We start from the raw sequence: 25364 nt of genomic DNA on the forward strand, positions 1-25364 counted from the left end.
AATATCGAGGTGAAGAAAATGAGTTCCACTCCATCCACCAGGGCCTCAAGCGCCCTTAAATTTATTATTCCTTCATTGATTGGGATCTTTTTATTTATGGTCCCCATCTCCACGGACGACGGGTTAACGGTTCCGGTCGCCCTTCTTGCCGGTTGGCTCGAAGGTTTGCTGAGCGGCGTACTGCCTGCTTTGGGAGTTATTTTTATCGGCATCTCCGTAGTCGGCGCCGTTATTGCCCGGTTCCGGCCGTTTTCCTCAGGTATTGCCGTATCACTGTTTCATGTAACCAACGGCTGGCTGCTCATTCGGATTTTAGGTTTCATTTTTGCCTTTTTGACTCTTTTTCAAATTGGGCCATCCTGGCTTGTCGGAGACGCTACCGGTGGTCTGCTGCTCTATTCCCTGATTCTTCTTCTAATTACCGTCTTCTTTTTCGCCGGTTATTTTCTGCCGTTTCTGCTTAATTTCGGTCTGCTCGAATTTTTCGGTTCGATCCTGACGATTTTAATGCGCCCGTTATTTACCCTTCCGGGCCGCTCCTCGATTGACGGTCTCGCTTCATGGTTAGGAGACGGAACAATCGGGGTGCTTTTAACGAGCCAGCAGTACGAAAGCGGCCACTACACGCAGCGCGAAGCCGCTGTTATCAGTACCACGTTCTCTGTAGTCAGCATCACGTTCACTATCACGATTCTCGGGGAACTTGACCTGCTTGCCTACACACTGCCGTATTATCTCACCATCGTTGCAGCCGGCGTGGCATGCGCACTCATTATGCCCCGGATCCCTCCGCTGTCGCGGAAGAAAAACGAGTATTACAATCAACAGCCCGCAGAGGAAATCGCCAATGGACATACTGGCAAAAACCCTGTTTCCTCCGGGTGGGAGAAAGCGCTCGATAAAGCTTCACGTACCCATTGGTCTTCCGTCCTGATCAGTGGTACAAAAAACGTACTCGATATGTGGATCAGCGTCATCCCTATCGTTATGGGCCTTGGCACCATCGCTGTTGTTATTGCAGAATTCACGCCGTTGTTCGCCTGGCTTGGTGCTCCGTTCGTGCCGCTCCTGCAGCTGATGCAGGTGCCGGAGGCAGTTGCAGCCAGCGAAACAATGCTCATCGGGTTCGCGGATATGTTCCTCCCGGCTATTCTCGGTACGGATATTGAAAGCGAAATGACCCGCTTCATTATCGGGGCCCTTTCGGTCAGTCAGCTCATTTACATGTCCGAAGTCGGCGGGTTGCTGCTCGGGAGCAAGCTGCCTGTCCGTTTTATCGACCTTGTACTGATCTTTCTGGAAAGAACCATCATTTCACTTCCAGTCATTGTTTTGATCGCTCATTTTATCTTTTAACAAAACAACAGACATTTATAGAAGAAATCATAAAGAAAGCCGGCGGGGCCCCGCCGGCTTTCTTTATGCTTCCGTACGCTGTTTTCCGTACCAGTCATCGAGCACTTTTGCATCGAGCACTTTGCTTTCAATAAACTTCTGCTGTTTCGTTTTGAACTCTTTCTGCCAGTCGATATTTAATTCCTCTGCGAGCTCCACAGTAGTGAGCAGCTCCTGCCAGGCTACATACCGTTTATACCAGAAAAACTGCGGCTGCTCATTCATATAAGGGTACAAATCGTCAAAAGCTGTGTGTTTACAGTCGATGGTGCGCTCAAATTGAGTTTTGGCTTCCTGCAATTTGCCGGCAAAAAACGTGCTGAGATTCGGTTCGTTCTGACTCATCCGCTCTCCATCCCTTCTGTATATTTACCTACATTCTGCCACAGAAAAGCCCGATCGAAAAGAATTATGTTCCCGCTGAGTTTTCAAAGCAATAAAAAACACTGCATCTCTGCAGCGTTTTTGTCGTCTATTAACCAATCCGGTCAAGCCGGCGCTCCATCCGCTCAAGCTGATGGTCCCCCGCTCTCTTTTTATTTGAGGATTTAATTACTTTCTTCAGCTTTTTCTTCGTCGTTCCTGCCGGCAGAAGGCCTTCACTGACCAGAAACTTGTAAAAGAAGTCGAGACGTCCGGTTTCTAGCTGATAAGCACGCGGTACCTGCTGCAGGTACGAACTGACGGCATCTGATAAGGAAGCGTTGTGAGCATCTAATTCGCTGTAACGTTCTTTATACATGCGGTAATTGTTTTCACTGAGGCGGTTCATAAGCGTCAGCAGAAAACGCTCTTCATTTCCCTGAAGCTGAAAGCCTTTCTTTTCAATCAATCGGAGAAATACCGCAAGATCCGTGTTGTAAAAGTCAAGCGCAAGCTTCATTTCACTTGTGACAGAAAGCGTCAGCGAATACTTTCCCTGCGCACGGGCAAGCAGCCGGTTGTAAAGCGCCCGGTTCACACGGTCGTTTAAAAGAAACGACGGATGGATCGTATATAAATATTTTTCAATATCTTTATTGAGAAGTTCATCAGTCCAATCATCATTTTCACGTCTCTGCCTCATCTGTACCTGCAGATCCATATTATAACCCTGAATCCGTTCTTCTGTTTGACGGGCGAGCTGGTCGCGCTTGTCCATCCATTTTTGCTTCATTGCTTTAAGCATATGAAAGCCTCCCTTCCTTATCCTCTCTCTTATAGGCTGGTTTATCCAACCCTCTCTTTATTTCCTAGAGCAGTGTATCACATCACAACTTAAAATAAAATAGAGCATTTAAAAGTTTTTCGTATGAATTTACACCTTTGCGCTACTGAGAGCTTTTATTAGACTCACAGGAGTATATATCGCATTTTAAAGGCATTCACTTCTTTTTTTTCAGCAAAAAAACCTTTCCGGGCCGGAAAGGTTTTACGTATCAATATGCAGGCGGGGGCCCGCAGTCGTTATGTATGATAGTTTAATTGAACTCATGCAGGCCGAGGCTTATTTCCAAACCTTTACGCACCTGCTCCATGGTTTCATCATCGAGGTGGGTAATCTTATCAGTTAACCGCTGCTTATCAATAGTGCGAAGCTGCTCGAGCAGGATAACGCTGTCACGGTCAAACCGATGCTTGGCTGCATCAATTTCTACATGTGTCGGCATTTTTGCCTTTTTAATCTGTGCCGTAATAGCAGCCACAATCACCGTGGGACTGAAGCGGTTACCAATATTATTTTGAATGATAAGTACAGGGCGGACGCCTCCCTGCTCTGATCCAACTACTGGAGACAAATCCGCAAAAAATACGTCCCCCCGTTTAACTACTTTTTTGTGATGCTGATTGTTTTGTTTCGAATCACTCAAACCACCCATTCACCTCCTTTTCCGGTTGCGCGCTTATGCTGCCGGACAGGATGAACAGCTAGTCTTGTTCGTTCAGCCGTCGTTCTGTCGTCTGTGTAGATTCTGTTTCGGCATGTTCAAATTCAGCGCATATTTCAGCATTTAGTGCAGCCATTTCTGCATATCCGTTCTTCAATTGTTCCTGCATGTCTGTGGATTTTTGTTTTTCAATCTGATCTTTTAACACCTGATGAAAAAAAGAATCCTTTTCTGACTGGGACAGATGTTCGATTTCCGTATAGAGTTCTTCTGGAAGTTCTAGAGCGATCTGCTGAAGCTGCGACATACGTAATTGGCCCCCTAATGTTCTGTTTTCCCTCTCTCATTATATAAGAAAGATTCCCTAAAATGAAATGTGTTTTTAAATTTTTTTTGCCAGCATCAGCCGGAATCCGCCAAAACAGTTGCAGCGGTGGGATAAACAGACAATATTTAATTATGTTTACTCACGCCGGAATCAGGCAATACAGAAAATACAATTGATTTTCAGCCGTACTATTGTCTTTCGGGGCGTTATCTGCTATGGTGTAGTTAATTAATTTCATATCCTGCTTCTTTATTTGAAGAAGTGAGGTTAGAGGCTGCGAAAACTATTAGTACGCTTTAGGAAGAGAATGAGCTCTGGTGATTAAAGCGGAAAGGGGTTTTTGCCGAAGCTGCGGACGACTCAATCGTTCAACGCTGGTCTCGTATTGAATAAATGCGGGACTGTCATACAGGTTTTCTGTATGGAGGGCTATCTCACGCACGTGCGGTTCTGCTTAACAGCTGAAGCGTTCCTGCAACGATGGGCTCTTTCCATGGTTGCTTTTTTCGTGTCCGGACGGAGACGAAAACGTGAAACCGCAAGCCCTCTCTTTTTAGGAAAGACTATACTTTTAAGAGGGTGAGTAAACATGAATTTTGGAAGATTGAGTACAGCGATGGTGACTCCATTCGATGAACACGGAGATATAGATTACACTGCATTAACCAGACTGATTAATCATTTGATCAGCACAGGAACAGAAAGCATTGTGGTGGCAGGGACAACCGGCGAATCTCCAACGCTTTCCCACGAGGAAAAAATCTCGCTGTTCCGTCACACCGTTCAGACTGTAAACGGCCGGGTGCCGGTCATTGCAGGCACAGGCTCCAATGATACAAGGGCTTCCCTTGCATTGTCCCTTGAAGCAGAAAAAACCGGCATTGATGCCGTAATGCTTGTTACTCCGTACTATAACAAGCCTTCCCAGGAGGGCATGTACCAGCATTTCCGTACAATTGCTGAAGGAATTAACACTCCGGTTATGCTTTATAACATTCCGGGGCGAAGCGCGGCCGGCATGACGCCGGAAACCATTGTAAGGCTGTCCCATGTCAGAAACATCTGCTCCATTAAAGAAGCGAGCGGGGACCTCGAGGCTGCTGCCTATATTCTGCAGCATGCACCACAGGACTTCACTTTATACAGCGGCGATGACAGCCTGACTCTTCCGCTTCTGTCTGTTGGAGCTACCGGCGTCGTTTCTGTTTCCGCCCATGTGGCCGGGGAGAGCATGCAGGATATGATCCAAAGCTTCTTTAATGGCCATCCGGTCTATGCCGCTTCCCGGCACCGCGATATGCTGCCGCTGATGAAATCCATGTTCGCGGCACCTAGTCCGACTCCGGTCAAAGCAGCTCTTGAGATGCGCGGCATCATTTCCGGCGATGTCCGCCTCCCGATGGTACGCTTAAACGCGGAAGAAGAAGCACTTCTCCGCCAAGTCGTTCAACCAGCAGCCTCCTTCTACGTCGGCTGATACAGGTCTACGATTGTAAACCCCGCCGGTTCAGGCGGGGTTTTTCAGTTCTGCTCTTATTTGTGCTAAGCTTTAAGTGCAAAAAACACTATAGGAGTGCGTATGTATGAAAAAATTGATGGTGTCTCTGATCCGGCTGTATCAACGTTATATTTCCCGGTTCACACCTCCTTCCTGCCGGTTTTATCCCACCTGTTCCCAGTACAGCATTACTGCCTTTGAGCGTTTCGGTTTTTGGAAAGGGGCCTTTTTAACGGTCCGGCGCATTGTCAAATGCCATCCCTTCCATCCGGGCGGTTTTGATGAAGTACCAAAAAAAAAGCAGGCGTCCGCTAAGCATCATACTTAGCAGGCGCCTGTTTTCGTTTTTTTAACAGCAGCTGGTCTACCCAGCCGGTGCCAAGCAGCACTCCGGCCACAATAAATATGAATCCCCCAAGCTGGGCCGGTGATACGTTTTCTCCAAGGATAAGCGCTGAGCTTAACAGGCCGAAAAAGGGTACAAAGTTATTAAATATGGCTGTTTTCCCCGGACCGATTTTTGAAATCGATGCGTTATATAAAATCTGGCCGAGGCCGGTGGCAAATACTCCGGAAAGTAAAAACACGAGCCATACCCAGCCGGGAGCCGTAATATACGACTCCCACCCGGAGGGAGCCAGTACAAAGCTGACCGCGAACAAACCTACAGAGCCGAGCATCAGCGTATAGATCGTTAATACTCTCGGTGCCACCAGTTCTGATGCTTTTTTAATAAACAAAAAGCTCACCGCCTGGGCCGTCATTGCTGCAAAGATAAACGCATCTCCCCTTGCTGCACCCTGAACTGCCTCCCCGCCTTCTCCTGTGACATTAATAAGTACTGCCCCTGCAAACCCGGCAAATACCCCGAGCCAGCGAAGCTTTGTAAAGGCATCTCCCAAAAACAGCATGGACAAGAGCGCTGTTGTAATAGGAAGAAGCGCGAGTATGAGCGAGCTTTTCACAGCGGTGGTTTCGCTCAGCCCTATAGCTAAAAACGTATGGTGGCCGGTCATGCCAAAAGCTGCGGCCAGCAGAATATACATAAAAGCAGTCCGCGGTACCCGCTCATGCTCTTTGCGCAGAAAAACAAACAAGGCGACAGACAGGCCGGCGAGCAAAATGCGGGCGGCCTGCATATAAACCGGGTTTATTTCAGCCACCAGCACCTTCAACGCCACGACATTAAGTCCCCACATCAGCATGACAAGCATGACGGATCCGTATAATTTTCCCGCTTCGAGTGGACGCATGCTGCATTCTCTCCTTCATTTTTACATTACCGTTTCTCCCAGTACAAATAACACAAGGCTCAACACGACCGCAGCGCTTAGAATAAATGCTGTATTTTTCCTGATTACCTGAATAGTAGTCGCCCCCATTAAATGAGACGTCATAAGTATAGCTCCTGTAAACGGAGACACCTGGACCCCGAGCATCCAGGACATGAGCAGCAGCACAGCCATAAACGGTGCCCCCACCCCGAAAATTTCCGGCGAAAGGGCCCCTCCGAGGCCGGTGACAATTATTACGGGATGAATGCCCACCGCAGAGAGCCCCATCACGATAGCTACCACCCAGGCAATCAGCAGAATCATATAGCCCTGTGACAAAAAGCTGATGGCTTCAGAAAGCCACACCCCGGCATCGCTGCTCCGAAGCGCAACACTGAAAAATCCAGCCGTCACAAAAATACCAATTTCGTTGTACAGGCGTTCAAACGAACCGCTTACGTGTTTCCACGTTGACTGTGCAAACGAGGCGCCTTGTTTTCGCGCAAGAGCCCACACCCACGGATACAAAAGAGCCAGTACTGAAACAATCGTCAGCATGCTGTAGGGAAGCAGTGCTTCAAGCAAAAAAGAAGCAGCAAGCAGGACGCCTAAAAATAGTAAAAATGTGCGCATCGAAGACACCGGCGGATTGGTTTCTTTTTCTTTTTCCGGGACCGTCCAGCTGTCATCGGCAAATGCCGACGAACGGAAAAATACAACGACCAGACCAGTCAATACAGCAGCCATCACGAGCCCATACGGTCCGACTTCTCCCCAGTTCAAATCATAGATGCTTAAAATCAGAGCCATATTTACAAAATACGGCGACCAGAGCATACACGATCCAAATCCTCTGAGCACCGTTAATGCCATTCTTTTTTGTTCAAATGACGGAAAGCTTTCTTTGGCAATACCGTACACAAGCGGCATGGAGCCGAGATTCAGAATGGCACCGATGCTTGCCGTTACGCCGTAGCCAAGCCGGTGGGGCGGCACTCCTTTTTTTTTCGTTCCGGCGTTCGAGGTACTGCTGAAAAGCATGCAGATGCCCCGCTTCCGACATGTATGTCCCAATCAGCGGCACCGTCAAAAAGAGGGCGAGCAGCGGCAGGTTTTCCCCGAAGCTTGTCCACACCGTCTGCCAGGAGACACCGTAAGTCCAGAACAGAGCAATACCGACAGCAATCAGCACGTAAACCACCCGCCGGTTCAAGGGCGGCATCACAGGTATTGATGCCACAAGCAGCACACCGGCGATAAAGCTGTACCCGTATTCGACAAATGGAACGCTGAAAAGCACTTCTAAAAAATAGCAAAATACAGCCGCAAAAGCTGCAGCTCCCAGTGTTGGTTTTATGTAGGCCTGCCGGTTCATGATCATTCCTCTTTTTAGTCAAGTCGTCATTGCAAACACCTTTATGCTACCACTATCCGGAAAAAATAGCCAACACCTTCCTGCCATTCATAAAAAAGCGGACTCCTTTTTACGGGAGTCCGCTGCCTGTTTCTCTTATCTGTAGTGTGCATTTATACGGTTTTCCGCAAAACCATCACCGAGCACCCCGGGTTGTTTGATATACATATCCCGCGGCACGTGGCTGAGCAATTCACAGCCATTTTCCGTGATGCGGATTGATTCAGTAATCTCCACCCCGTGGTCATCGAGCCAGATGCCAGGCATCAGGTGAAACGTCATATTCGGCTGCAAAATAGTGTGATCGCCCTTCCGGAAGCTGACCGTATGCTCACCCCAATCCGGGGGATAGCTGAGTCCGATGGAGTAGCCAAGGCGGGATTCCTTAAAATACCCGCGTCTTGCGATCGTCCGGCTCCACACACTTTCCACCTCTTCTGCCGTCATCCCCGGCTTAATTGCATCCATTGTCGTTTCGATGCCTTCAACGACCGTTTCCGACAGATCATACATTTTTTCGGGAGCCTGGCCAATCGCCATCGTCCGCGCCATCGGGGTATGATAGCGCATATACGCTCCCGCAATTTCAATCGTTAAAAAGTCCCCGTAGTTATACTTTCGGTCCGTCCATGTCAAATGCGGCGTGGCTGTATTTTCGTTCGCGGGAATCATCGGCACAATCGAAGTATAGTCACCGCCGAATTCCTTTGTCCCGAGAATCTGGGCATTGGTGATAGCCGCAGCCACTTCATTTTCACGAACACCAACATCTACCGTATCAAAACCAGCCTGCATGGCATTTTCGAGTATCCGGCCGGCGCGGTACATGCATTCAATTTCCGCTTCTGATTTTATCAGCCGGACCCAGTTGACGAGCGTGCTGAAATTACGGAATTCGGCATTTGGGAGACCAGCCTGGATTCGTTCGTAGCACATGGCGGTGAAATAAAATGCATCCATCTCCAATCCGATTTTCCGGTTGCCCTGGCCGATTTCGGTCAGAATGTTTGCTGCAAAATCCATTGGGTGCTTGATCGTCGACTGCACAAATTCATCAGGATACGGAATGATATGGTCGTCATCAAGCCAGGTGGTGACCACGGCACTGTGGGCATCCATTTCCCGCCCGATCCATAATGGCTGATCTTCATCAATCATTACAATCACCATTTGATGCACATAAAACGACCATGCGTTATATCCTGTTAAATAGTACATGTTGGATGGATTGGAGACCAATAGCACTTCAATACCGTATTCCATCATTTTCATTTTCGTCTGGTTCATTCTCATCAGGTACTCATCTTTTTCAAATAACATGAGCTGATCCCCCCTTTTATCCCGTCTACGTTTAGTTATTCATCAATGGTAAAGCATACGAGCCGTTTTTCCGACATTTCTTCAATGGCGAAAGCTACGCCTTCACGGCCGATGCCTGAATGCTTGACGCCGCCAAACGGCATGGCATCGATCCGGAAATCGCTGCTGTCGTTTACCATAACGCCGCCGACGTGAAGCTTACGTACAGCCTTCAGCGCCAAATTAATATCATTCGTATAAATGCCGGCCTGCAGGCCGAAAGGCACACCGTTTGAGCGTGTGACTGCTTCATCAAACGTTGCCACAGAAGCTAGTATCACTACCGGCCCGAACACTTCTTCTTTTACAATCGTTAAATTCTCCGGCACGTTCGACAGGACGGTCGGCTCGATAAAGGCCCCGTGCCGTTTACCGCCGGCAAGCACTTTGGCTCCTGCGTCCACCGCTTCTTCAATCCAGCTTTCAATCCGTTTGGCTTCTTTTTCATTGATGACCGGGCCGATATCCGAATCCTTGTCCATCTTTTTGCCGGCGCGCACCTGTTTGGCTTTATCCACAAACGATGCTTCAAACGCATCGTAAATTTCTTCATGAGCATACACCCGCTGGACACTCAGGCAGTTCTGGCCGGCCGCTCCAAACGCTCCGTCCACCCCTGACTGGGCCGCCTTTTCGATGTCTGCATCCTTCCAGATAATAAACGGGGAATTCGAGCCGAGTTCCATGGACAGCTTTTTCAATCCTGCTTTATGAGCAATGCTTTTTCCTGTTTCATAGCCTCCGGTAAAGCTGATCATCTGAACGTCTTCTGCTTCAACCAGAATGTCACCGATGTCACGACCTCTGCCTGTAATCACTGTGAGCACTTTTTTCGGGAGGCCGGCTGCAATAAACGCTTCAGCCAGCTTTAATGCGCTGAGCGGTGTTTCTGTCGCCGGCTTCACAATGACCGCATTCCCGGCGGCAATCGCCGGTGCTACCTTGTGGGCCACCAGATTTAACGGATCATTAAACGGCGTGATGGCTGCTACAACGCCTACCGGGAAGTGATAGTAGTAGCCCATCCGGTTCGTATTGCCTTCCATCTGGTCGAAATTAATCGATTCCCCGGAAAGGCGGCGTGCTTCTTCCGCCCCAAGACGTATCGTTTCAGCGGTCCTCCGTGCTTCGCCGGACGCTTCCGCTATCGTTTTGCTTCCTTCAAGAGCAATGGTTTTCGCAAACTCCTGTGCATGATCGAGCACATAATCCGCCACTTTATTTAATATATCCATACGTTCCCGGACGCTTAGCGCTTCGGCGATTTCCTTTCCTTCAACAGCGATCCGCACGGCTTCGCGCGCATCGTCACTGCTTGCCATCGGCACAGTGCTGATAACAGACTGATCTTCGGGATTGACGACGTCCAGCGTCTGCTCCCGGCCGACCCATTCTCCGCCGAGCAGCATCTTTTGCTCTGTAATTTTTGTTGTCATATTATCCCGCCTTTATATAGTATTTCGGTCCATGTTAATCAAATCGATCAGCAAGGCAAATCCTGTTTCCGGCACGCCGGCCCCGGCGCCCATCAGCGTGATCGGGCCGCTCAGGTCGCATTCATAGGTGACAGCATTTACCGCGCCTCCCACGTTGGCGAGGGCGTCGTCTTCGGAGAGCAGCTCCGGTTTTACCGACCCTTTGATTGTACCGTTGTCATTTTCAACGCGCCCGATCAGCTTCCAATGCTTATTTTCTTTTTTTGCCTGCTGCATATCTTCTGCAGAAAGAGATGTGATTCCCTGGCGTTCTACATCCTCTTTTTTCAAATCTGCTCCCATGACGACATTGGCAAGAATGACTACTTTATACAATACGTCATAGCCTTCAACATCGCTTGTAGGGTCTGCTTCCGCGTATCCGCGGGACTGGGCTTCTTTTAAAGCCTCGCTGTATTCCATGCCCTGCTCCATCTGGGTGAGCATGTAATTTGTCGTTCCATTCATAATTCCCTTAATGGAGGTAATCCGGTTACCGGAAAGACTTGTAAGCGGCATCCGGAGCGCCGGTGTTCCGCTCATGACCGTTCCTTCGAATAAAAACCGTACACCGTTTTCCTGCGCCAGTGCCTGAAGCTCTTTGTACGCAAGGGCCACAGGGCCTTTATTCGTAAGAACAGCATTTTTCCCAGCCTTGAACGACGTTTTGCAGTGGTCAATCGCCGGCTGCCCGGTCTCCACGTTGGTGAATGTAATTTCGATTACGGTATCGGCGTTCGACTGGGTAATCGTTTCGATGCTGTCCCACCCGCGAACGAGTCCTTGGGTATCAGGATAGTTTTCGACCGTGCCGTCTTTTTTCAGGCAGTCGAGCACCTTCTGCATGTCAAGGCCGTCCGGATGGTGGAGCGATCCCTTATACAAATCGGAAACAGAAACTACCAAAAAGTCGGAACCAAACGTTTCTTTCAGCCAGTCCCCTCGTTCCAGCAGTATCTCTGCAAGGCCTCGGCCCACTCCGCCAAACCCGATAAAATCTAATTTATGCGGCATATTTTTTCCTCCCAGTCTAATCTGTCTTGTGCTTTGTCATATATTGTACAGCTGCTCCTGCAAGCAGGGAAGCGCCAATTGGTAAAATGGTTTCTTCAATATCAAACTGGGGCATGTGAAGCCCGCTGTCTGCGCGATCAGGGTAGCCTGCGCCGAGAAACATCATGCAGGACGGCACCTGCCGGGCCATGTAACTGAAATCTTCTCCACCCATGCCGTAGGATTCTTCATGAATAATCGTTTCCGGGTACAGTTCTTCAAGCACGTCCCGGTAGATTTTTACTGCCTCAGGACTGTTGACGAGCGCCGGCTCTCCCTCGGCGATTGTTACCTCCTGGGATGCATTCATCGTTTCTGCTATACGGAAGGCCTGCTGCAGCTCCTCGCGAAGCCGCCTACGGGTGGCGTCCGAATAGCTGCGCATCGTGCCCCGGATACGGACTTCGTCCGGTATGACGTTGGTCGAAGCTCCAGCCTTTAATTCGCCGATACTCACGACAGCCGGTTCAAGCGGGGACGTCCGCCGTGAGATAATCCCCTGCATCGCCTGCATCACAAACGTGCTGATCCACACCGGATCGGTGGCGAGATGAGGATATGCCCCGTGGCCGCCGCTTGCACGAATGACTCCTTCAAACGTATCAATGCCTGCCATGCTCGGGCCTTCCTGCAGCCTTACATGACCCGGCGTGAACTCAGGGTCCATGTGCAGGGCAAAGGCTGCCCGGGCTCCCTCGAGCCATCCACGCCTGATCAAATACGGGCTGCCGGTGCTTCCGTATTCATCTGTATCTTCTTCTGCGGGCTGGAAAATGAAACGGATGGTTCCGTGCACATGCTCCTGCTGCTTATGAAGCACAAAGCAGGCACCGAGCAGCATAGCGGTATGGGCGTCGTGCCCGCACGCATGCATTTTCCCTTCGTGCGTGGAAGCATAGTCACAGTCGTTTTCTTCCTGGATCGGTAGGGCGTCAATATCTGCGCGCAAAATGACGAGAGGGCCGTCACCGGCCCCAAGCTCTGCAATCACGGCCGTATCGAGACCCGTTTCCTCTCTCCCGCTGTATACTGTTAAATGCTGAAGTCCGGCAAGCGTCTCTTTAATAAACGCTGCTGTTTCATACTCCTCAAAGCTCAGCTCCGGGCGGCGGTGCAGGCCGCGCCTCCATTCCACCAGCCGCTCTCTGATCGCTTCTGCTTCTTCTTTAATCGTTTGTGTCGCTATAGTCATCGTTCAAACCGTCCTTTAGTTTTGCACGCTTGCGGTTTTTGGCAGCGAAGCCAGCGCCTGTTCCAAATCGTTAATGAGATCGTCTGTATCTTCAATACCGACCGAGTAGCGCACAAGGCTTTCCGGAATACCGAGAGCTGCCCGCTCTTCAGGCGTATTTTCCACGTGGCTTGTCGTTCTTGCCGGCCCTACCGTCGTTTCCACCGATCCCAGGTTTGCTGCCCGGTTGGCGTACTCGAGTTTTGGCAGGAACTGGCGAACAGCATCCATTCCTCCTTTTAACGAGAAGCTGAACATGCCGCCAAACTGGTTCATCTGTTTCGCTGCAATGTCATGACCGGGATGGGTTTTGAGCCCCGGATAGAATACCTGGTCGACCTGCTCATGATTTTGCAGATGTTCAGCGATTTTCATCGCGGATTCACACTGCTGGCGCACCCGGAGATGAAGCGTCTTCATGCCCCGGATCATCAGGTAGGCAGCCATCGGATCCATCGTCGCTCCGTTGATTTCGCGGTAATGGAAGATTCTCTCCACCAGATCTTTCCGGCCGCATACCGCTCCGCCGAGGGCATCTGCGTGCCCGCCCAGAAACTTCGTGGCACTGTGAATAACAAGATCCACACCAAATTCGAGCGGGTTCTGATTGATCGGGGTGGCAAATGTGTTGTCAACAAACACAAGTGCTCCTACTTCCTTTGCCACTTTGGTCATTCGTTCGATATCAGTAATTTTCACCGTCGGATTGGTTGGTGTTTCCAGGTATAAAATATCGCAGCCTTTACGAACTTCTGCCTCAATCTCTTCATGGTTACCCGTTTCACAGAGCGAGACATCAATATCCATGTGTGGCAGAAATTCGGTAAAGATTTTATTTGTACCACCGTACGTATCCTTCATGGATACTACCCGGTCGCCGGGACGGAGGAACGTAGCCAGGGAGTTGCTGATTGCAGCCATGCCGGTCGAAAAACTTGTAGCCGCCTCAGCATCTTCCAAAATTCTGATTTTTTCTTCAAACGATTGCAGGGTAGGGTTAGTATTCCGACCATAGATATGCCCTTCTTTTTTTCCTGTTGCCACGTCATACCAATGGTCTAAATCGTCATACGTATAGGCAACACTGTGGACTACCGGAACCTGGGTAGCTCCAAATGCCCGGTATTCTTTTTCTCCTGCCCATACTGCTTTTGTCGAACGATTAATGTGTGTGTTTGTCATGATTGAACACAACCTTCCCTATTACTATTTTTTCTCTATCTTCAGTGTATAGGTTATCTGTTCAATTTCCATTCACACAATTGTATGAAGTTTCGCACTTTCTTTTGCACAATGTGCATGACACATTATCTTCCATGCAAATATGGTAAAATAATAATCAGAAGATTAATTTACGTTTTTGGTATTGTAAAGGGGTGTCTGGCGATGATTTCTATGCAACAAGTATTACAGCTTCCGATTATGAACACGGCCCTTCCATTGACATCGAATGCCGATTCAAACTCTATTACCGTTTACTGGGCATCGGTTATAGAAACACCTGTGGAGGATTTCGTCCGGCCCAGGGAATTAATTTTAAGCTCGGGGATCGGCTGTCAAAACGAAAGGGATCTGCTTGAATTTGTTGAAGAGCTGATGGAAGCAGGAGCGAGCGGTTTGATTTTATCTGTCGGCCACTACATCTCTTCCATTCCTGACAACGTGATCGACTTTTGTGAAACAAAAGCGTTTCCGCTCGTGGAGATCCCGTGGGAGATCCGCTTTTCGGACATCACAGAAGCAATTTCTGAAGCCCTTCATAAAAGCTCTCTGCGCTCCATCGACGTTTCGAATAAAATCCGTACAGACCTTCTCGAAATTATTCTTGAAGGCAAGGGCATGGAGGCAATCGCCTCCTACGTATACGAACAGCTTCATATACCAATGCTTGTGGTGGATAAGCGTGGACGCCTGAAGACCCAGACGGACCAGTCGTCGGGTCTGGCCGAATGGTGGAACCAGTATTTAAGCCAGGGAGGGAATCCGCTTTTTCCCCCGTTTCAGCAGTCAGATCCCGAAAAGAGCCTGCCGGCGAACATGGAATGGATGGATACAGACACTGGCACTCTGCTGCGTTTAACCGTGCAGACGACCCAGGACATCCAGGGCTATATGATCCTCCAGTGGCCCACTCACAAAGAAAAGCACGATGTATTTGAAGAATATACCCTGCTTCTGCTTGAACACTCAGTCACTACTTCCGCTCTCTGCTTTTTGCATGACCAGACAGCACTTGAAACCGAGATGCGCCTGAAGGATGATTTTGTCTGGAGCCTGGCAAAGGATAATTATGAATCCCGGGATCAGGCGCTTTCGCGCGGAAAGTCATTAGGCTATAACCTTGAACTTCCTTATATCTGCTTTGTGGCCAAACCCGAAAATGTCGAACGGGTCTTTCATGCAGAATCCCCACCGCTTTCCTATGACCACTGGCTCGAACAGATTGGCTATATGTTTGAGGAAGAAGTTTCCCACGCGAGCCGTTATTTAAAAGCACGCGTCATGAGTACTTTCCAAAAGTCTGAACTGATAGTATATCTCGAAATGCATCCAACCATGATGTATGACACAGTATATTATTTTGCAGAAACGGTGCAGTACCGCCTCGAACAAAAAATCCCCCACCTCGTCATTTCCTGGGGGGTAAGCAAGACAGCCGCGCCCTGGGAATTTGTAACAAGCTTTTCGGAAGCTTCCTCTGCTCTTGATGCCGGACGCAGGCAGCGGGGATTCGGCTACATTCATACGTATGAAGACACACGCTTTGACCGGGCTCTGATGTCTCTCTCCAAAAATGAGGAAATCCGTCAGATCGCTGAAGCTACAGTCGCCCCCCTCCATCATTATTCCGTCGAACGGGGCATTGATTTAATGAAAACGGTCCGCACCTACAATGAATGCAAGGGCAATGTCAGTCAGACCTCCCGGGAGTTAAACCTCCACCGGCAGTCCCTGTTGTACCGTTTGAAAAAAATCGAATCACTTACGAGCTGTGATTTGAATAATTCCGATGATCTGTTTTTAATTGAGCTTTCCATTCGGCTGCACACGGCCGGGGCTCTGTTTGTCACCGATGAGCGCACTCCTCATGTATAAAAAGAGAAAAACACGAAAATAACTCTGCCCGCGGGCAGAGTTATAATAGTTTTTGCCGTTCATAATCGGCTTTTACTGCATGGAGCGTTTTCAGCGATTTCTGGGAAAATTCATCCTCTTTACTTTCGAGCTCCTGCTCGTAAGCATCAAACGCCTGTCGCAGAGACTCCTTATACGTCATGTCCGGTACTGTTTCAAGCGGCTTCACCGCTTTTTTCTGCACCCAGATCTTTTCTTTTTCCGCCAGCGCCCTGCGTTCGTGGAAAATCGGCACGTTTGTCTTCTTCGGCTGGTGCAGGTCTCCCTGCCGGGGGTGCTCAAGTACTATTTGTACTTCCATCAACCACTGTTCGGGATTTTCTTTTACAGGGATTCCAACGTAAACTCCTGATTTATAAGGAAAACGATACTGCTCCATCTTTTTTCCACCTTTCCTGTCAGCCTCCCGGCGTTATAGCAACGAACCATTCCCACAGCATTTCTGCCCAGGGCACCAGATGCGTGTTTGTCCATTCATTGTATTCGTTCCATCCAAAAAGCACCTGGGCCATCTCCCCGGAAAATGAAACCATTACAAACAATAACGCCGTTGCCAAAATAAGTACGATAATGACTGCATAAACAATTACTGCTGTTAAAATCCCTTTTGCAACTTTTCTCAATGTGACTCCTACCCCAACAAAGTTTTAATCTATTGTATCAGATTATTAATAAAAATTCATTATAGTACGTGAAATTTATAAATCTTTTCTTGAAAAAGTCCGGTCAATCCGGACTTTTTCATTCTACTGCAGGTTAGTCGTTCCCATTAAGAAACGGTCACACTCGCGGGCTGCTTCGCGTCCTTCATGGATAGCCCATACTACAAGGCTTTGGCCGCGGCGGTTATCGCCTGCTGCAAATACGTTTTCATGGTTTGTAACATAGCTTCCGTATTCGGCGTTTACCGTACTTCTTTCTGTACGTTCGATTTCCATCTGTTCCAGCAGTTCCTGCTCAGGACCGGTAAAGCCGACGGCGAGCAGTACGAGGTCAGCTTTCCATACGCGTTCGGTTCCAGGCACTTCGTGACGGACTTTTTTGCCGTCTTCAAAGACCGTTTCCACTTCCACCGTATGAATTTCTTTTACCTGACCTTTTTCGTTTCCGACGAATTTCTTTGTCATTACTTTGTATGCACGCGGATCCTCGCCCTGAAGAGCGGCTGCTTCTTTGTGCCCGTCCTCCTGCTTATAAACAAGCGGATACAGCGGCCACGGGTTGTCTTCCGGACGGTCGTCGCCTTTTTCTTTATTAATATCAAACTGTGTCAGGGAGGCGCAGTTGTGACGAAGTGAGGTCGTAATGCAGTCCACTCCGGTATCCCCGCCGCCGATGACGATCACATGCTTATCCTTCGCGCTGATATACCGGCCGTCTTCAAGGTTTGAATCCAACAGGGATTTTGTATTTCCACGCAGAAAGTCCATCGCATAGTGGATACCTTTTAAACCGCGTCCTTCTGCCGGCACATCGCGGTGATTCTGGGCACCGGTACAGAGAATGACTGAATCGTATTCTTCATCGAGCTGTTCGGAGGTAATATCTTTTCCTACGTCGATACTCGTCCGGAATTCGATGCCCTCTTCTTCCATAATATCTGTTCGTCTTGTAATTGTTTCATTTTCAAGCTTCACTTCCGGAATACCGTAGGCAAGCAGCCCGCCGATGCGGTCGTCTTTTTCGAATACCGTCACCGTGTGGCCGGCCCGGTTTAACTGCTGGGCAGCGGCAAGCCCTGCCGGCCCGGAACCGATCACTGCTACTTTTTTGCCAGTTCTTGTTTTTGGCGGCTCAGCTGAAATCCAGCCTTCCTTGAATCCTTTTTCCACAATGTGGTATTCAATGGATTTGATGGTTACCGGATCATCGTTGATGGCTACTGTACAGGAGCCTTCACACGGAGCCGGGCACACCCTGCCGGTGAATTCCGGGAAGTTGTTCGTTTTATGCAGACGCGTCAATGCTTCCTGCCATTTTCCGCGATAGACAAGATCATTCCATTCCGGAATCAAATTGTATACGGGGCAGCCGATTTCATCAGAACCAACCATGGAAGTACCAGCCTGGCAGAATGGGATCGCGCAGTCCATACAGCGGGCGCCCTGTTCCTGAAGCTTGTCTTCCGGCATCATGATTTGGAACTCCTGCCAGTTTTTCACACGTTCGAGCGGGTCCAATTTACTCGGAGCTTCTCTTTTATATTCCAGAAAACCTGTTGGTTTCCCCATTTCCCTCACTCCCACTTTTAAAATCGTTGTATGCTGTTCATTCAACGCCTTTATTCGAAAATCCAGGAAGGCTGTGAAAGCCTTCCCGGACTATTAATTTCCAGTGACTTTTTCTTTATCTTTATCCTCTTCCGTTGTTGCTTCCTGGAAAGCTTCGAGCACAGCATCCGCTTCGCTCAAGCCGTTGTCCATTCTTTCCTGGATCGACTGCAGCATTGCCTGGTAGTCGTATGGAATAACCTTCACGAAATGTTTGCGTTCGGTCTCCCAGGCGGCCAGGATGCGTTCTGCTGCTTCGCTGCCCGTCTGTTTTCCGTGCGTTTCAATCATCTGCCTGATCTCCTGCTCATCTCCGGCAGATTCGATCGCTTCAAGGCCTACCATTTCGCTGTTGTATTTACTTTCAAGCGTATGGTCAGGGTCGTACACGTACGCTACGCCGCCTGACATACCTGCTGCAAAGTTTTTCCCGGTAACACCAAGATTAACGACAACACCGCCGGTCATATATTCGCAGCCATGGTCCCCGACGCCTTCGACTACGACTCTTGCCCCACTGTTTCTGACACAGAACCGTTCGCCGGCTACCCCGCGGATGTAAGCCTCTCCGGAAGTAGCTCCGTAAAACGTCGTGTTTCCAATAATAATGTTGTCTTCCGCATCAAATGTAGAAGTATCCGGCGGCGTGACGATCAATTTTCCGCCTGACAGTCCTTTGCCGATATAGTCATTGGCATCGCCAACCAGGCTCATCGTCATGCCTTTAGGAATAAACGCCCCGAAGCTCTGTCCGGCCGAACCGTAGAAAGTAAACCTGATGGTATCCTCCGGCAGGCCTTCGGCACCGTACTTCTGCGTAATTTCGCTTCCGAGCATCGTCCCGGCCACACGGTTGGTGTTTTGAATGTCAAACTCTCCGAACACCGGCGTCTGTGATTCAAGGGCATCCTTTGCCGCCTGCTTTAACGTCGTTTCGTCAAGAGAGATATTCAGTTCATGGTCCTGTTTAATATGGGCCACGTGCTTGGATTGGTTTTTCGATTTCGGGCGGTGAAGCAGATTCGACAGATTCACGGTCTGCGCCTTTTTATTGTTCACCGAGTCCACCTGCTTCAGCACTTCGGTATGCCCGACCATATCATCAATGCTTTGGAAACCGAGTTCTGCCATAATTTCACGAAGCTCTTCGGCCACAAAGGTCATGAAGTTTACAACATTGTCCGGTTTGCCCATGAACTTTTTACGCAGTTCAGGGTTTTGTGTCGCCACGCCCACCGGGCATGTATCGAGATGACACACACGCATAATGACACAACCGAGTACAACGAGCGGCGCCGTGGAAAATGCATATTCTTCCGCACCGAGAAGAGCGGCCACCGCTACATCACGGCCTGTCATCAGCTTGCCGTCTGTTTCCACCGAAATCCGGTTCCGCAAATTATTCATTACAAGCGTCTGATGCGTTTCTGCGAGTCCGATTTCCCACGGAAGTCCGGCATGCTTAATGCTTGTGCGGGCAGCGGCACCTGTGCCCCCGTCGTAACCACTGATGACTACATGATCAGCACGGCCTTTCGCAACGCCGGCAGCAATTGTACCAACACCGGTTCCTGAAACGAGCTTCACACTGACCCGGGCATTCGGGTTGGCATTTTTCAAATCATGGATCAACTCCGCCAAATCTTCAATCGAATAGATATCATGGTGCGGAGGCGGCGATATCAGGCCTACACCTGCAGTCGTGCCGCGAACTTCCGCAATCCACGGATATACTTTTTTGCCGGGGAGCTGGCCGCCTTCGCCAGGCTTTGCCCCCTGGGCAATTTTGATTTGTATTTCGTCGGCGTTGACCAGGTAGTGACTCGTAACACCGAAACGTCCCGAAGCTACCTGTTTGATCGCACTCCGGCGCAGGTCCCCGTTTTCATCCGGAGTAAACCGCTCTGGATTTTCCCCGCCTTCGCCCGTATTTGACTTACCGCCGATACGGTTCATGGCGATGGCAAGTGCCTCGTGAGCCTCCTCGGAGATAGACCCGAATGACATTGCTCCGGTTTTGAAGCGTTTAAAGATATTTTCTGCCGGTTCCACTTCATCGATACTGATCGGTTCGCGGACTCCTTTGTTAAATTCAAGCAGGCCGCGGAGCGTTGTCTGCTCCTGTTCCTGTTTATCGATAGCGTCTGAATACTTTTTAAACAGCGTAAAATCGTTGGTTTTTGCGGCGTGCTGCAGCATATGGATCGTATGCGGATTGTATTGATGAGGTTCACCGTACCGTCTCCACTGCAGGTCATCCCCAGGGTCAAGCGTCATATCCAGCCCTTCGCGGTCATTATAGGCCCGGAAGTGGCGTTCAAGAACGTCTTCAGCAATAATTTCTGTGCTTACACCGCCGATTCTCGAGGACGTCCATGTGAAATAGCGGTTGATTACTTCGTCATTAATACCAACGGCTTCAAAAACCTGCGCGCCCCGGTAACTCTGCACCGTGGAAATGCCTATTTTTGAGAGGACTTTCATGATGCCTTTTGTGGCACCTTTAATATAAGTGCTTACCGCTTCAACATACGAACCTTCCATTAATCCTTCTTTGATCATGTCATCAACCGAATCAAATACAAGGTACGGGTTGATCACTTCGGCGCCGTATCCGAGCAGCACTGCAAGATGATGTACTTCCCGGGGCTCCGCACTTTCAAGCACCAGACTCACGTCTGTACGGCGGCCTGTACGGATGAGATGGTGGTGCAGCCCGCCGACCGCAAGCAGCGCCGGTATCGGAGCATAGCTCCCATTCACATCACGATCGCTTAAAATAAGGATAGTCGAGCCTTCATCAATGACCTTGTCCGCCTGCTCAAATATACGTTCGAGGGCAAGTTCCATTTCATTGGCTCCTTTTGCTGCTTCAAAGACGATGGAAAGCGTAGAAGCTGCAAATCCTTCCAATTTATTGGAGCGGAGCTTGGCTAAATCCTCATTGTTGACAATCGGCTTTTTTAAATACAGCTGCTGGGCATGTGATGGCTTTGGATCGAGCAGGTTGCCCTGTTTTCCAATAGTCGTGCCGACAGCAGTGACTATTTCCTCGCGGATAGCGTCTATCGGCGGATTTGTCACCTGTGCAAACAGCTGTTTGAAGTAGTTGTACAAAAGCTGAGGCTTTTTCGAAAGCACTGCAAGCGGAGAGTCGTAGCCCATCGAGCTGACCGGATCTCCTGAACCAGTGGCGAGTGGCTTGACCACTTTTTCCAATTCCTCATATGTGTAGCCAAAAGCAAGCTGACGCTGCTCTAATTTTTCAAAATTAGTATTGTATACGTCCTGGCTTTCAAGCACATCCTCTAAATCCGTCAGGTATTCATCGGTCCATTCCTGGTACGGATGCTCGCCGGCAATTTTATCCTTGATCTCCCCGTCAGGAACGATACGTCCTTCTTCAAGATCTACAAGCAGCATATGACCGGGATGCAGACGTTCTTTATATAGGACGTCTTCCGGAGCGATATTAAGCACTCCCACCTCTGAAGACATGACAATCTGGTCGTCTTTAGTAACGTAATAACGAGCCGGACGCAGCCCGTTTCTGTCGAGACAGGCGCCGATCTGGCTGCCGTCAGTGTACGCGATGGCTGTAGGCCCGTCCCACGGCTCCATTAGGCAGCTGTGGTACTGATAAAACGCACGTCTTTTTTCATTCATGAGCGGGTTGTTCTGCCACGGTTCAGGAATCATCATCATCGCAGCATGAGGCATTTTATGTCCCGAGAGCGTCAGAAATTCAAACGCGTTATCAAACATCGACGAGTCACTGCCTTCAGCATCCACCACCGGATGAACCTTCTCCATGTCGCTGCCAAAGAGATCTGATTCAAACTTCGGCTCTCTGGCATGCATCCAGTTAACGTTTCCTTTAATCGTGTTAATTTCCCCGTTATGAATAAGGTAACGGTTCGGGTGCGCCCGCTCCCAGCTTGGAAATGTATTTGTGGAGAAACGGGAATGCACAAGTGCCAGCGCCGTTTCAAACTGCCGGTCGTTTAAATCTTTATAGAACTGGTTCAGCTGTTCTGTCGTAAGCATTCCTTTATACACAATCGTCCTCGAGGACAGGCTTGCAAAATAGAAGCTGTCCTGGTCATGAAGCTTAACCCCGTGCTCATGTTCGGCCCGTTTTCTGACAATATATAATTTTCGCTCAAAATCTTCTCTCGTTTTTACATTTTCCGGACGTTTAATAAACAGCTGGCGGATCGCAGGCATGGCTGAGAGTGCCGCGTTTCCGAGCATCGAATCGTCAGAGGGCACTTCGCGCCATCCAAGCAGCGGCAGTCCCTCTTCTTCAACCATTTTTTCGATAGCCTGTTCACACTGGGCACGCCGGGTGTGATCTACAGGCAGAAACAGCATCCCGACCCCGTAATCGCCTTCGTCCGGCAGTGAAAAACCGAGCTCATTTTCTTTATTTTTAAAGAAACGGTGTGGGATTTGCAGAAGCATTCCCGCGCCGTCCCCGGTATTTACTTCATCACCCTGGCCGCCGCGGTGGTCCAGGTTTCTTAAAATTTGCAATCCTTTTTCAACAATGTCGTGTGACTTTTTCCCTTTAATATCCGCAAGAAAGCCTATCCCACAGTTATCCTTCTCAAACTGGGAGTCATACAAGCCTTCTTTATAATTTTTTCTAGGCAATAACATATACCCCTCTCCACCTCTCTCCATGGTGTCCAAATTTAAATTGGTTTGCATATTATATCATTTTTCTAAACATTCGACAAATTAAGATTTGAGTTTCACTAGTCATCTGAACGCTTATAGGCAGGGGTGAACGATTTTATTCCTTTAACACCTTTTTATATTCATACGACAAAAAGAATAAATATTCATATTTATACATGCCATTCATAATGGCCTGTACCGGTCCGGGCGTCTGTCATCCGCTCGAGCATCGCAATTTTTCCGTCTTTTCGCACAATAAACATGGTCTGGCATCTCGTTTTGTATTCCGGGAGATCAATAAACATCGACGAGAGCTGTTTCTCAAGCTGTTTGTCTATTCCTGTATCAGGAAGATCCCGTTCGGCGGCCGGCTCTGCATCTTGCATTGCTTTAAAAAAGGAGTCAGGGTCGATCGTCCTCCCTGAAGAAGCAAGCAGCGTTTCCATGAGCTTTTTTGCTTTTTCGACCTTCGGCCACGGCGTATTAAGAGACGCATTACTGAGAGCGTGAACACCGGGTGCAAGACGCTCTATATGCGGCCCTTCTTTGTGATTATGTAAATAAAACATTTCCTTATCTGAGCCCGCAACCATATTGAACCCTCTGTACTCGTCCCGGTCTTTTTCCACGGATTCAAGCGCCTGCTCCGTTTCGCCCCGCAAAAATTGCAGCGGCAGATGCCCGCGTGATTTTTCCCCGGCTTCCATGCCCGGCCTGCGGATATTTGTCACAGCTGCAAACCGTCCGGAAAGACTGCCTCCCATCCATGTACCACCCTGCTGTAAATCTTTCCCCGCCACGATGCCTTCACCCTGCCATTTATGAAGACGTTGTGTCGGCCGTTCTAAAAATTCATCCCGGTTAGAAACTACAACAAGCGGAAACCATGGATGCATCTGATACGCAAAAGCAATTAAACACATGCCATTCGTTCCTTTCTTATTCCTGCGGATGGTCTCCGAACGCTGGATCTGATTCGTCGTTTAGCCGCTTTCGTTTTGTAATAGAGCAAATGCTTCTTCTATTGAATTATATTTGCTGAACCCGGCAATTCTCCCTGAAAAAGCCCTCTGGCCTTTGTCGACTGAATTATATACTGCTTCTATAATATGTTACAAAAAATTTTCAAAATTGCAAAGGAAAATGATTTATTCTGTTCATCCGGGCACGTCTTTTCTAATGGACATTTTTTTACTATTGCCCGCTCTAATGCTAAACTGTAAGTATTATACTTCCTTTTTATAAACTATTGTTAATGATCATACGATATATATATAAAGACCCCGCCGAATTAATTATGAGGAGGAATCCATATGACTGATGAATCCAATACAAATCAAGAAGATTTAACTCCCTCCACAAACGAAGGGAAAAGCAAGCAGGAAGCTGAAAAATTCATTGAACGTTTCAAAAATGAAAAAGATACAGACCAGCTCGTAAGTACTCTCGGCGGTCTTGGAGAAACGGAGCAGCGCAAAGCCGGCGACTCCCTTGAAGCATTGAAGCGTCCCGTCCGGGAAATGATGGATCAGAAAGACAATGAACTCCCCGGTAAGCTTCATGAATTAAAAACGGTGGTCGGCGAACTTGAACCGGAATATTTAAAAGAAGGCCGCCTGCAAAAAACGATGAACAAAATTTTACGCCGCGATCCAGTCGAACAATACGCGAAAAAGTACGAAACAGTGGAATCCCAGGTGGACAATATTATTCACGGTCTCCTCGCCGGCCGGGACAAGCTGCAGGAAGACAACGTCATGCTTGAAGAATTAAAAGAAACGGCCATTAAGCGCATTGAAGAACTTGAAATGCAGATTGAAACCGGCAAGCAGCTGAATTCCATGCTTGAGGAGGAAATGCTTGAAGAACAATGGCGTGACAACCCGGCCGCTATTCAAAAAGGGCAGCAAAAAGTAATATCCCGTGTAAAAAATATGACCCAGGCGGTTATGGTTCTTCAGCAGTCGATTGCTTCGATTGATCTTATTGTCGATAATAATGGAAAGCTTGAAGAAGCGATTTTCAACGCCATTACCATGACAAAAAACATCGTTACCGTCACCGCTTCCATCCAGCTTGCTCTTGGCAATCAGCGGAAAGTGATCAATGCGGTTCAAAGCGTCAACGAATCTACCGAAAACATGCTCACCAACAATGCACGCATGCTGAAAGAAAACACGGCCGACACCCTGAAGACACTCGAAGAGCCGGCTATCGCTCTTGAAACGTTCCGGCAGGCTTATCAGGATGTGTACGAAGCCATCCAGATGACCGAGCAGTCCAATGAACGTATTGTCGCCTCAAGTAAACAGTTTATTTCCGAAATGGACGAATTAAACAACCAGATGAAACACAAATTGTTAAACTGATAGATACCAACG

General features: G+C 48.8%; 21 protein-coding genes and 1 riboswitch. Of the genes, 5 read left to right on the forward strand and 16 right to left on the reverse strand.

The window, feature by feature from the left end:
• The first annotated feature begins 18 nt into the window (after nucleotides 1-18).
• Nucleotides 19-1356 (forward strand): YjiH family protein, encoded by a 1338-nt coding sequence (locus BLV22_RS02875; RefSeq protein ID WP_091611017.1) that lies wholly within the window; start codon nucleotides 19-21, stop codon nucleotides 1354-1356.
• 63 nt (nucleotides 1357-1419) lie between these two features.
• On the opposite strand, the gene BLV22_RS02880 is transcribed toward BLV22_RS02875, so the two are convergent.
• The 4 genes from BLV22_RS02880 to BLV22_RS02895 form a co-directional block, all read right to left on the reverse strand.
• Nucleotides 1420-1740 carry a hypothetical protein gene (locus tag BLV22_RS02880; protein ID WP_091611020.1) on the reverse strand — a complete coding sequence of 107 codons (321 nt, stop codon included), beginning with the start codon at nucleotides 1738-1740 and terminating at the stop codon, nucleotides 1420-1422.
• 130 nt (nucleotides 1741-1870) lie between these two features.
• Nucleotides 1871-2563, reverse strand: coding sequence for a hypothetical protein (locus tag BLV22_RS02885; RefSeq protein ID WP_091611023.1), 693 nt, complete (start codon nucleotides 2561-2563; stop codon nucleotides 1871-1873).
• Between the two features lie 292 nt (nucleotides 2564-2855).
• A complete protein-coding gene (locus tag BLV22_RS02890; protein WP_022792199.1) occupies nucleotides 2856-3245 on the reverse strand; it encodes a type II toxin-antitoxin system PemK/MazF family toxin in 390 nt (129 codons plus the stop codon).
• A 58-nt stretch (nucleotides 3246-3303) separates the two neighbouring features.
• A complete protein-coding gene (locus tag BLV22_RS02895; RefSeq protein ID WP_091611026.1) occupies nucleotides 3304-3570 on the reverse strand; it encodes a hypothetical protein in 267 nt (88 codons plus the stop codon).
• Between the two features lie 281 nt (nucleotides 3571-3851).
• Nucleotides 3852-4031, forward strand: a riboswitch (Lysine riboswitch).
• Nucleotides 4032-4180: 149 nt separating this feature from the next.
• Here BLV22_RS02895 and dapA point away from each other — a divergent pair.
• Both dapA and yidD read left to right on the forward strand, forming a co-directional pair.
• Nucleotides 4181-5068: a 4-hydroxy-tetrahydrodipicolinate synthase gene (gene dapA, locus BLV22_RS02900; RefSeq protein ID WP_091611029.1), complete on the forward strand. Its 888-nt coding sequence runs from the start codon at nucleotides 4181-4183 to the stop codon at nucleotides 5066-5068.
• Between the two features lie 106 nt (nucleotides 5069-5174).
• Nucleotides 5175-5417, forward strand: coding sequence for a membrane protein insertion efficiency factor YidD (gene yidD, locus BLV22_RS02905; protein WP_091611032.1), 243 nt, complete (start codon nucleotides 5175-5177; stop codon nucleotides 5415-5417).
• On the opposite strand, the gene BLV22_RS02910 is transcribed toward yidD, so the two are convergent.
• From BLV22_RS02910 to BLV22_RS02945, 7 genes are all read right to left on the reverse strand, one after another.
• A complete protein-coding gene (locus BLV22_RS02910) occupies nucleotides 5401-6342 on the reverse strand; it encodes a DMT family transporter (protein WP_245723996.1) in 942 nt (313 codons plus the stop codon). The genes yidD and BLV22_RS02910 overlap by 17 nt on opposite strands.
• A gap of 21 nt (nucleotides 6343-6363) precedes the next feature.
• Nucleotides 6364-7404, reverse strand: a complete 1041-nt coding sequence (locus BLV22_RS02915) for a hypothetical protein (protein ID WP_176967623.1) — start codon at nucleotides 7402-7404, stop codon at nucleotides 6364-6366.
• 469 nt (nucleotides 7405-7873) lie between these two features.
• Nucleotides 7874-9097 carry a M24 family metallopeptidase gene (locus BLV22_RS02925; protein ID WP_091611040.1) on the reverse strand — a complete coding sequence of 408 codons (1224 nt, stop codon included), beginning with the start codon at nucleotides 9095-9097 and terminating at the stop codon, nucleotides 7874-7876.
• A 35-nt stretch (nucleotides 9098-9132) separates the two neighbouring features.
• On the reverse strand, nucleotides 9133-10572 hold the full coding sequence (locus tag BLV22_RS02930; protein ID WP_091611042.1) for an aldehyde dehydrogenase family protein: 1440 nt from the start codon (nucleotides 10570-10572) through the stop codon (nucleotides 9133-9135).
• A gap of 12 nt (nucleotides 10573-10584) precedes the next feature.
• Nucleotides 10585-11625, reverse strand: coding sequence for a homoserine dehydrogenase (locus BLV22_RS02935; protein ID WP_091611045.1), 1041 nt, complete (start codon nucleotides 11623-11625; stop codon nucleotides 10585-10587).
• 16 nt (nucleotides 11626-11641) lie between these two features.
• Complete coding sequence (locus BLV22_RS02940) at nucleotides 11642-12856, reverse strand: M20 metallopeptidase family protein (protein WP_091611048.1); 1215 nt, start codon at nucleotides 12854-12856, stop codon at nucleotides 11642-11644.
• Between the two features lie 15 nt (nucleotides 12857-12871).
• Nucleotides 12872-14077, reverse strand: a complete 1206-nt coding sequence (locus tag BLV22_RS02945; RefSeq protein WP_091611050.1) for a cystathionine gamma-synthase family protein — start codon at nucleotides 14075-14077, stop codon at nucleotides 12872-12874.
• A gap of 204 nt (nucleotides 14078-14281) precedes the next feature.
• Here BLV22_RS02945 and BLV22_RS02950 point away from each other — a divergent pair, with 204 nt between their 5' ends.
• A complete protein-coding gene (locus BLV22_RS02950) occupies nucleotides 14282-15991 on the forward strand; it encodes a PucR family transcriptional regulator (RefSeq protein ID WP_176967624.1) in 1710 nt (569 codons plus the stop codon).
• Nucleotides 15992-16031: 40 nt separating this feature from the next.
• On the opposite strand, the gene kapB is transcribed toward BLV22_RS02950, so the two are convergent.
• From kapB to BLV22_RS02975, 5 genes are all read right to left on the reverse strand, one after another.
• Complete coding sequence (gene kapB, locus BLV22_RS02955) at nucleotides 16032-16409, reverse strand: sporulation phosphorelay system protein KapB (RefSeq protein ID WP_091611056.1); 378 nt, start codon at nucleotides 16407-16409, stop codon at nucleotides 16032-16034.
• A gap of 19 nt (nucleotides 16410-16428) precedes the next feature.
• Nucleotides 16429-16653, reverse strand: a complete 225-nt coding sequence (locus BLV22_RS02960; RefSeq protein ID WP_091611058.1) for a hypothetical protein — start codon at nucleotides 16651-16653, stop codon at nucleotides 16429-16431.
• A gap of 123 nt (nucleotides 16654-16776) precedes the next feature.
• The gene (locus BLV22_RS02965) at nucleotides 16777-18261 is read right to left on the reverse strand and encodes a glutamate synthase subunit beta (protein WP_091611061.1); all 1485 of its coding nucleotides are present in this window, start codon (nucleotides 18259-18261) and stop codon (nucleotides 16777-16779) included.
• Between the two features lie 93 nt (nucleotides 18262-18354).
• Entirely contained in the window at nucleotides 18355-22962 is a 4608-nt protein-coding gene (gltB, locus tag BLV22_RS02970; protein ID WP_091611065.1) for a glutamate synthase large subunit, read from the reverse strand.
• A 191-nt stretch (nucleotides 22963-23153) separates the two neighbouring features.
• On the reverse strand, nucleotides 23154-23906 hold the full coding sequence (locus BLV22_RS02975; RefSeq protein ID WP_091611068.1) for an NRDE family protein: 753 nt from the start codon (nucleotides 23904-23906) through the stop codon (nucleotides 23154-23156).
• Between the two features lie 390 nt (nucleotides 23907-24296).
• On the opposite strand from BLV22_RS02975, the gene BLV22_RS02980 reads away from it, so the two are divergent.
• Nucleotides 24297-25352 carry a toxic anion resistance protein gene (locus tag BLV22_RS02980; RefSeq protein ID WP_091611070.1) on the forward strand — a complete coding sequence of 352 codons (1056 nt, stop codon included), beginning with the start codon at nucleotides 24297-24299 and terminating at the stop codon, nucleotides 25350-25352.
• Nucleotides 25353-25364 lie beyond the last annotated feature (12 nt).

Origin of the sequence: Marinococcus luteus (assembly GCF_900106595.1) — a bacterium.
GTDB lineage: Bacteria > Bacillota > Bacilli > Bacillales > Marinococcaceae > Marinococcus > Marinococcus luteus.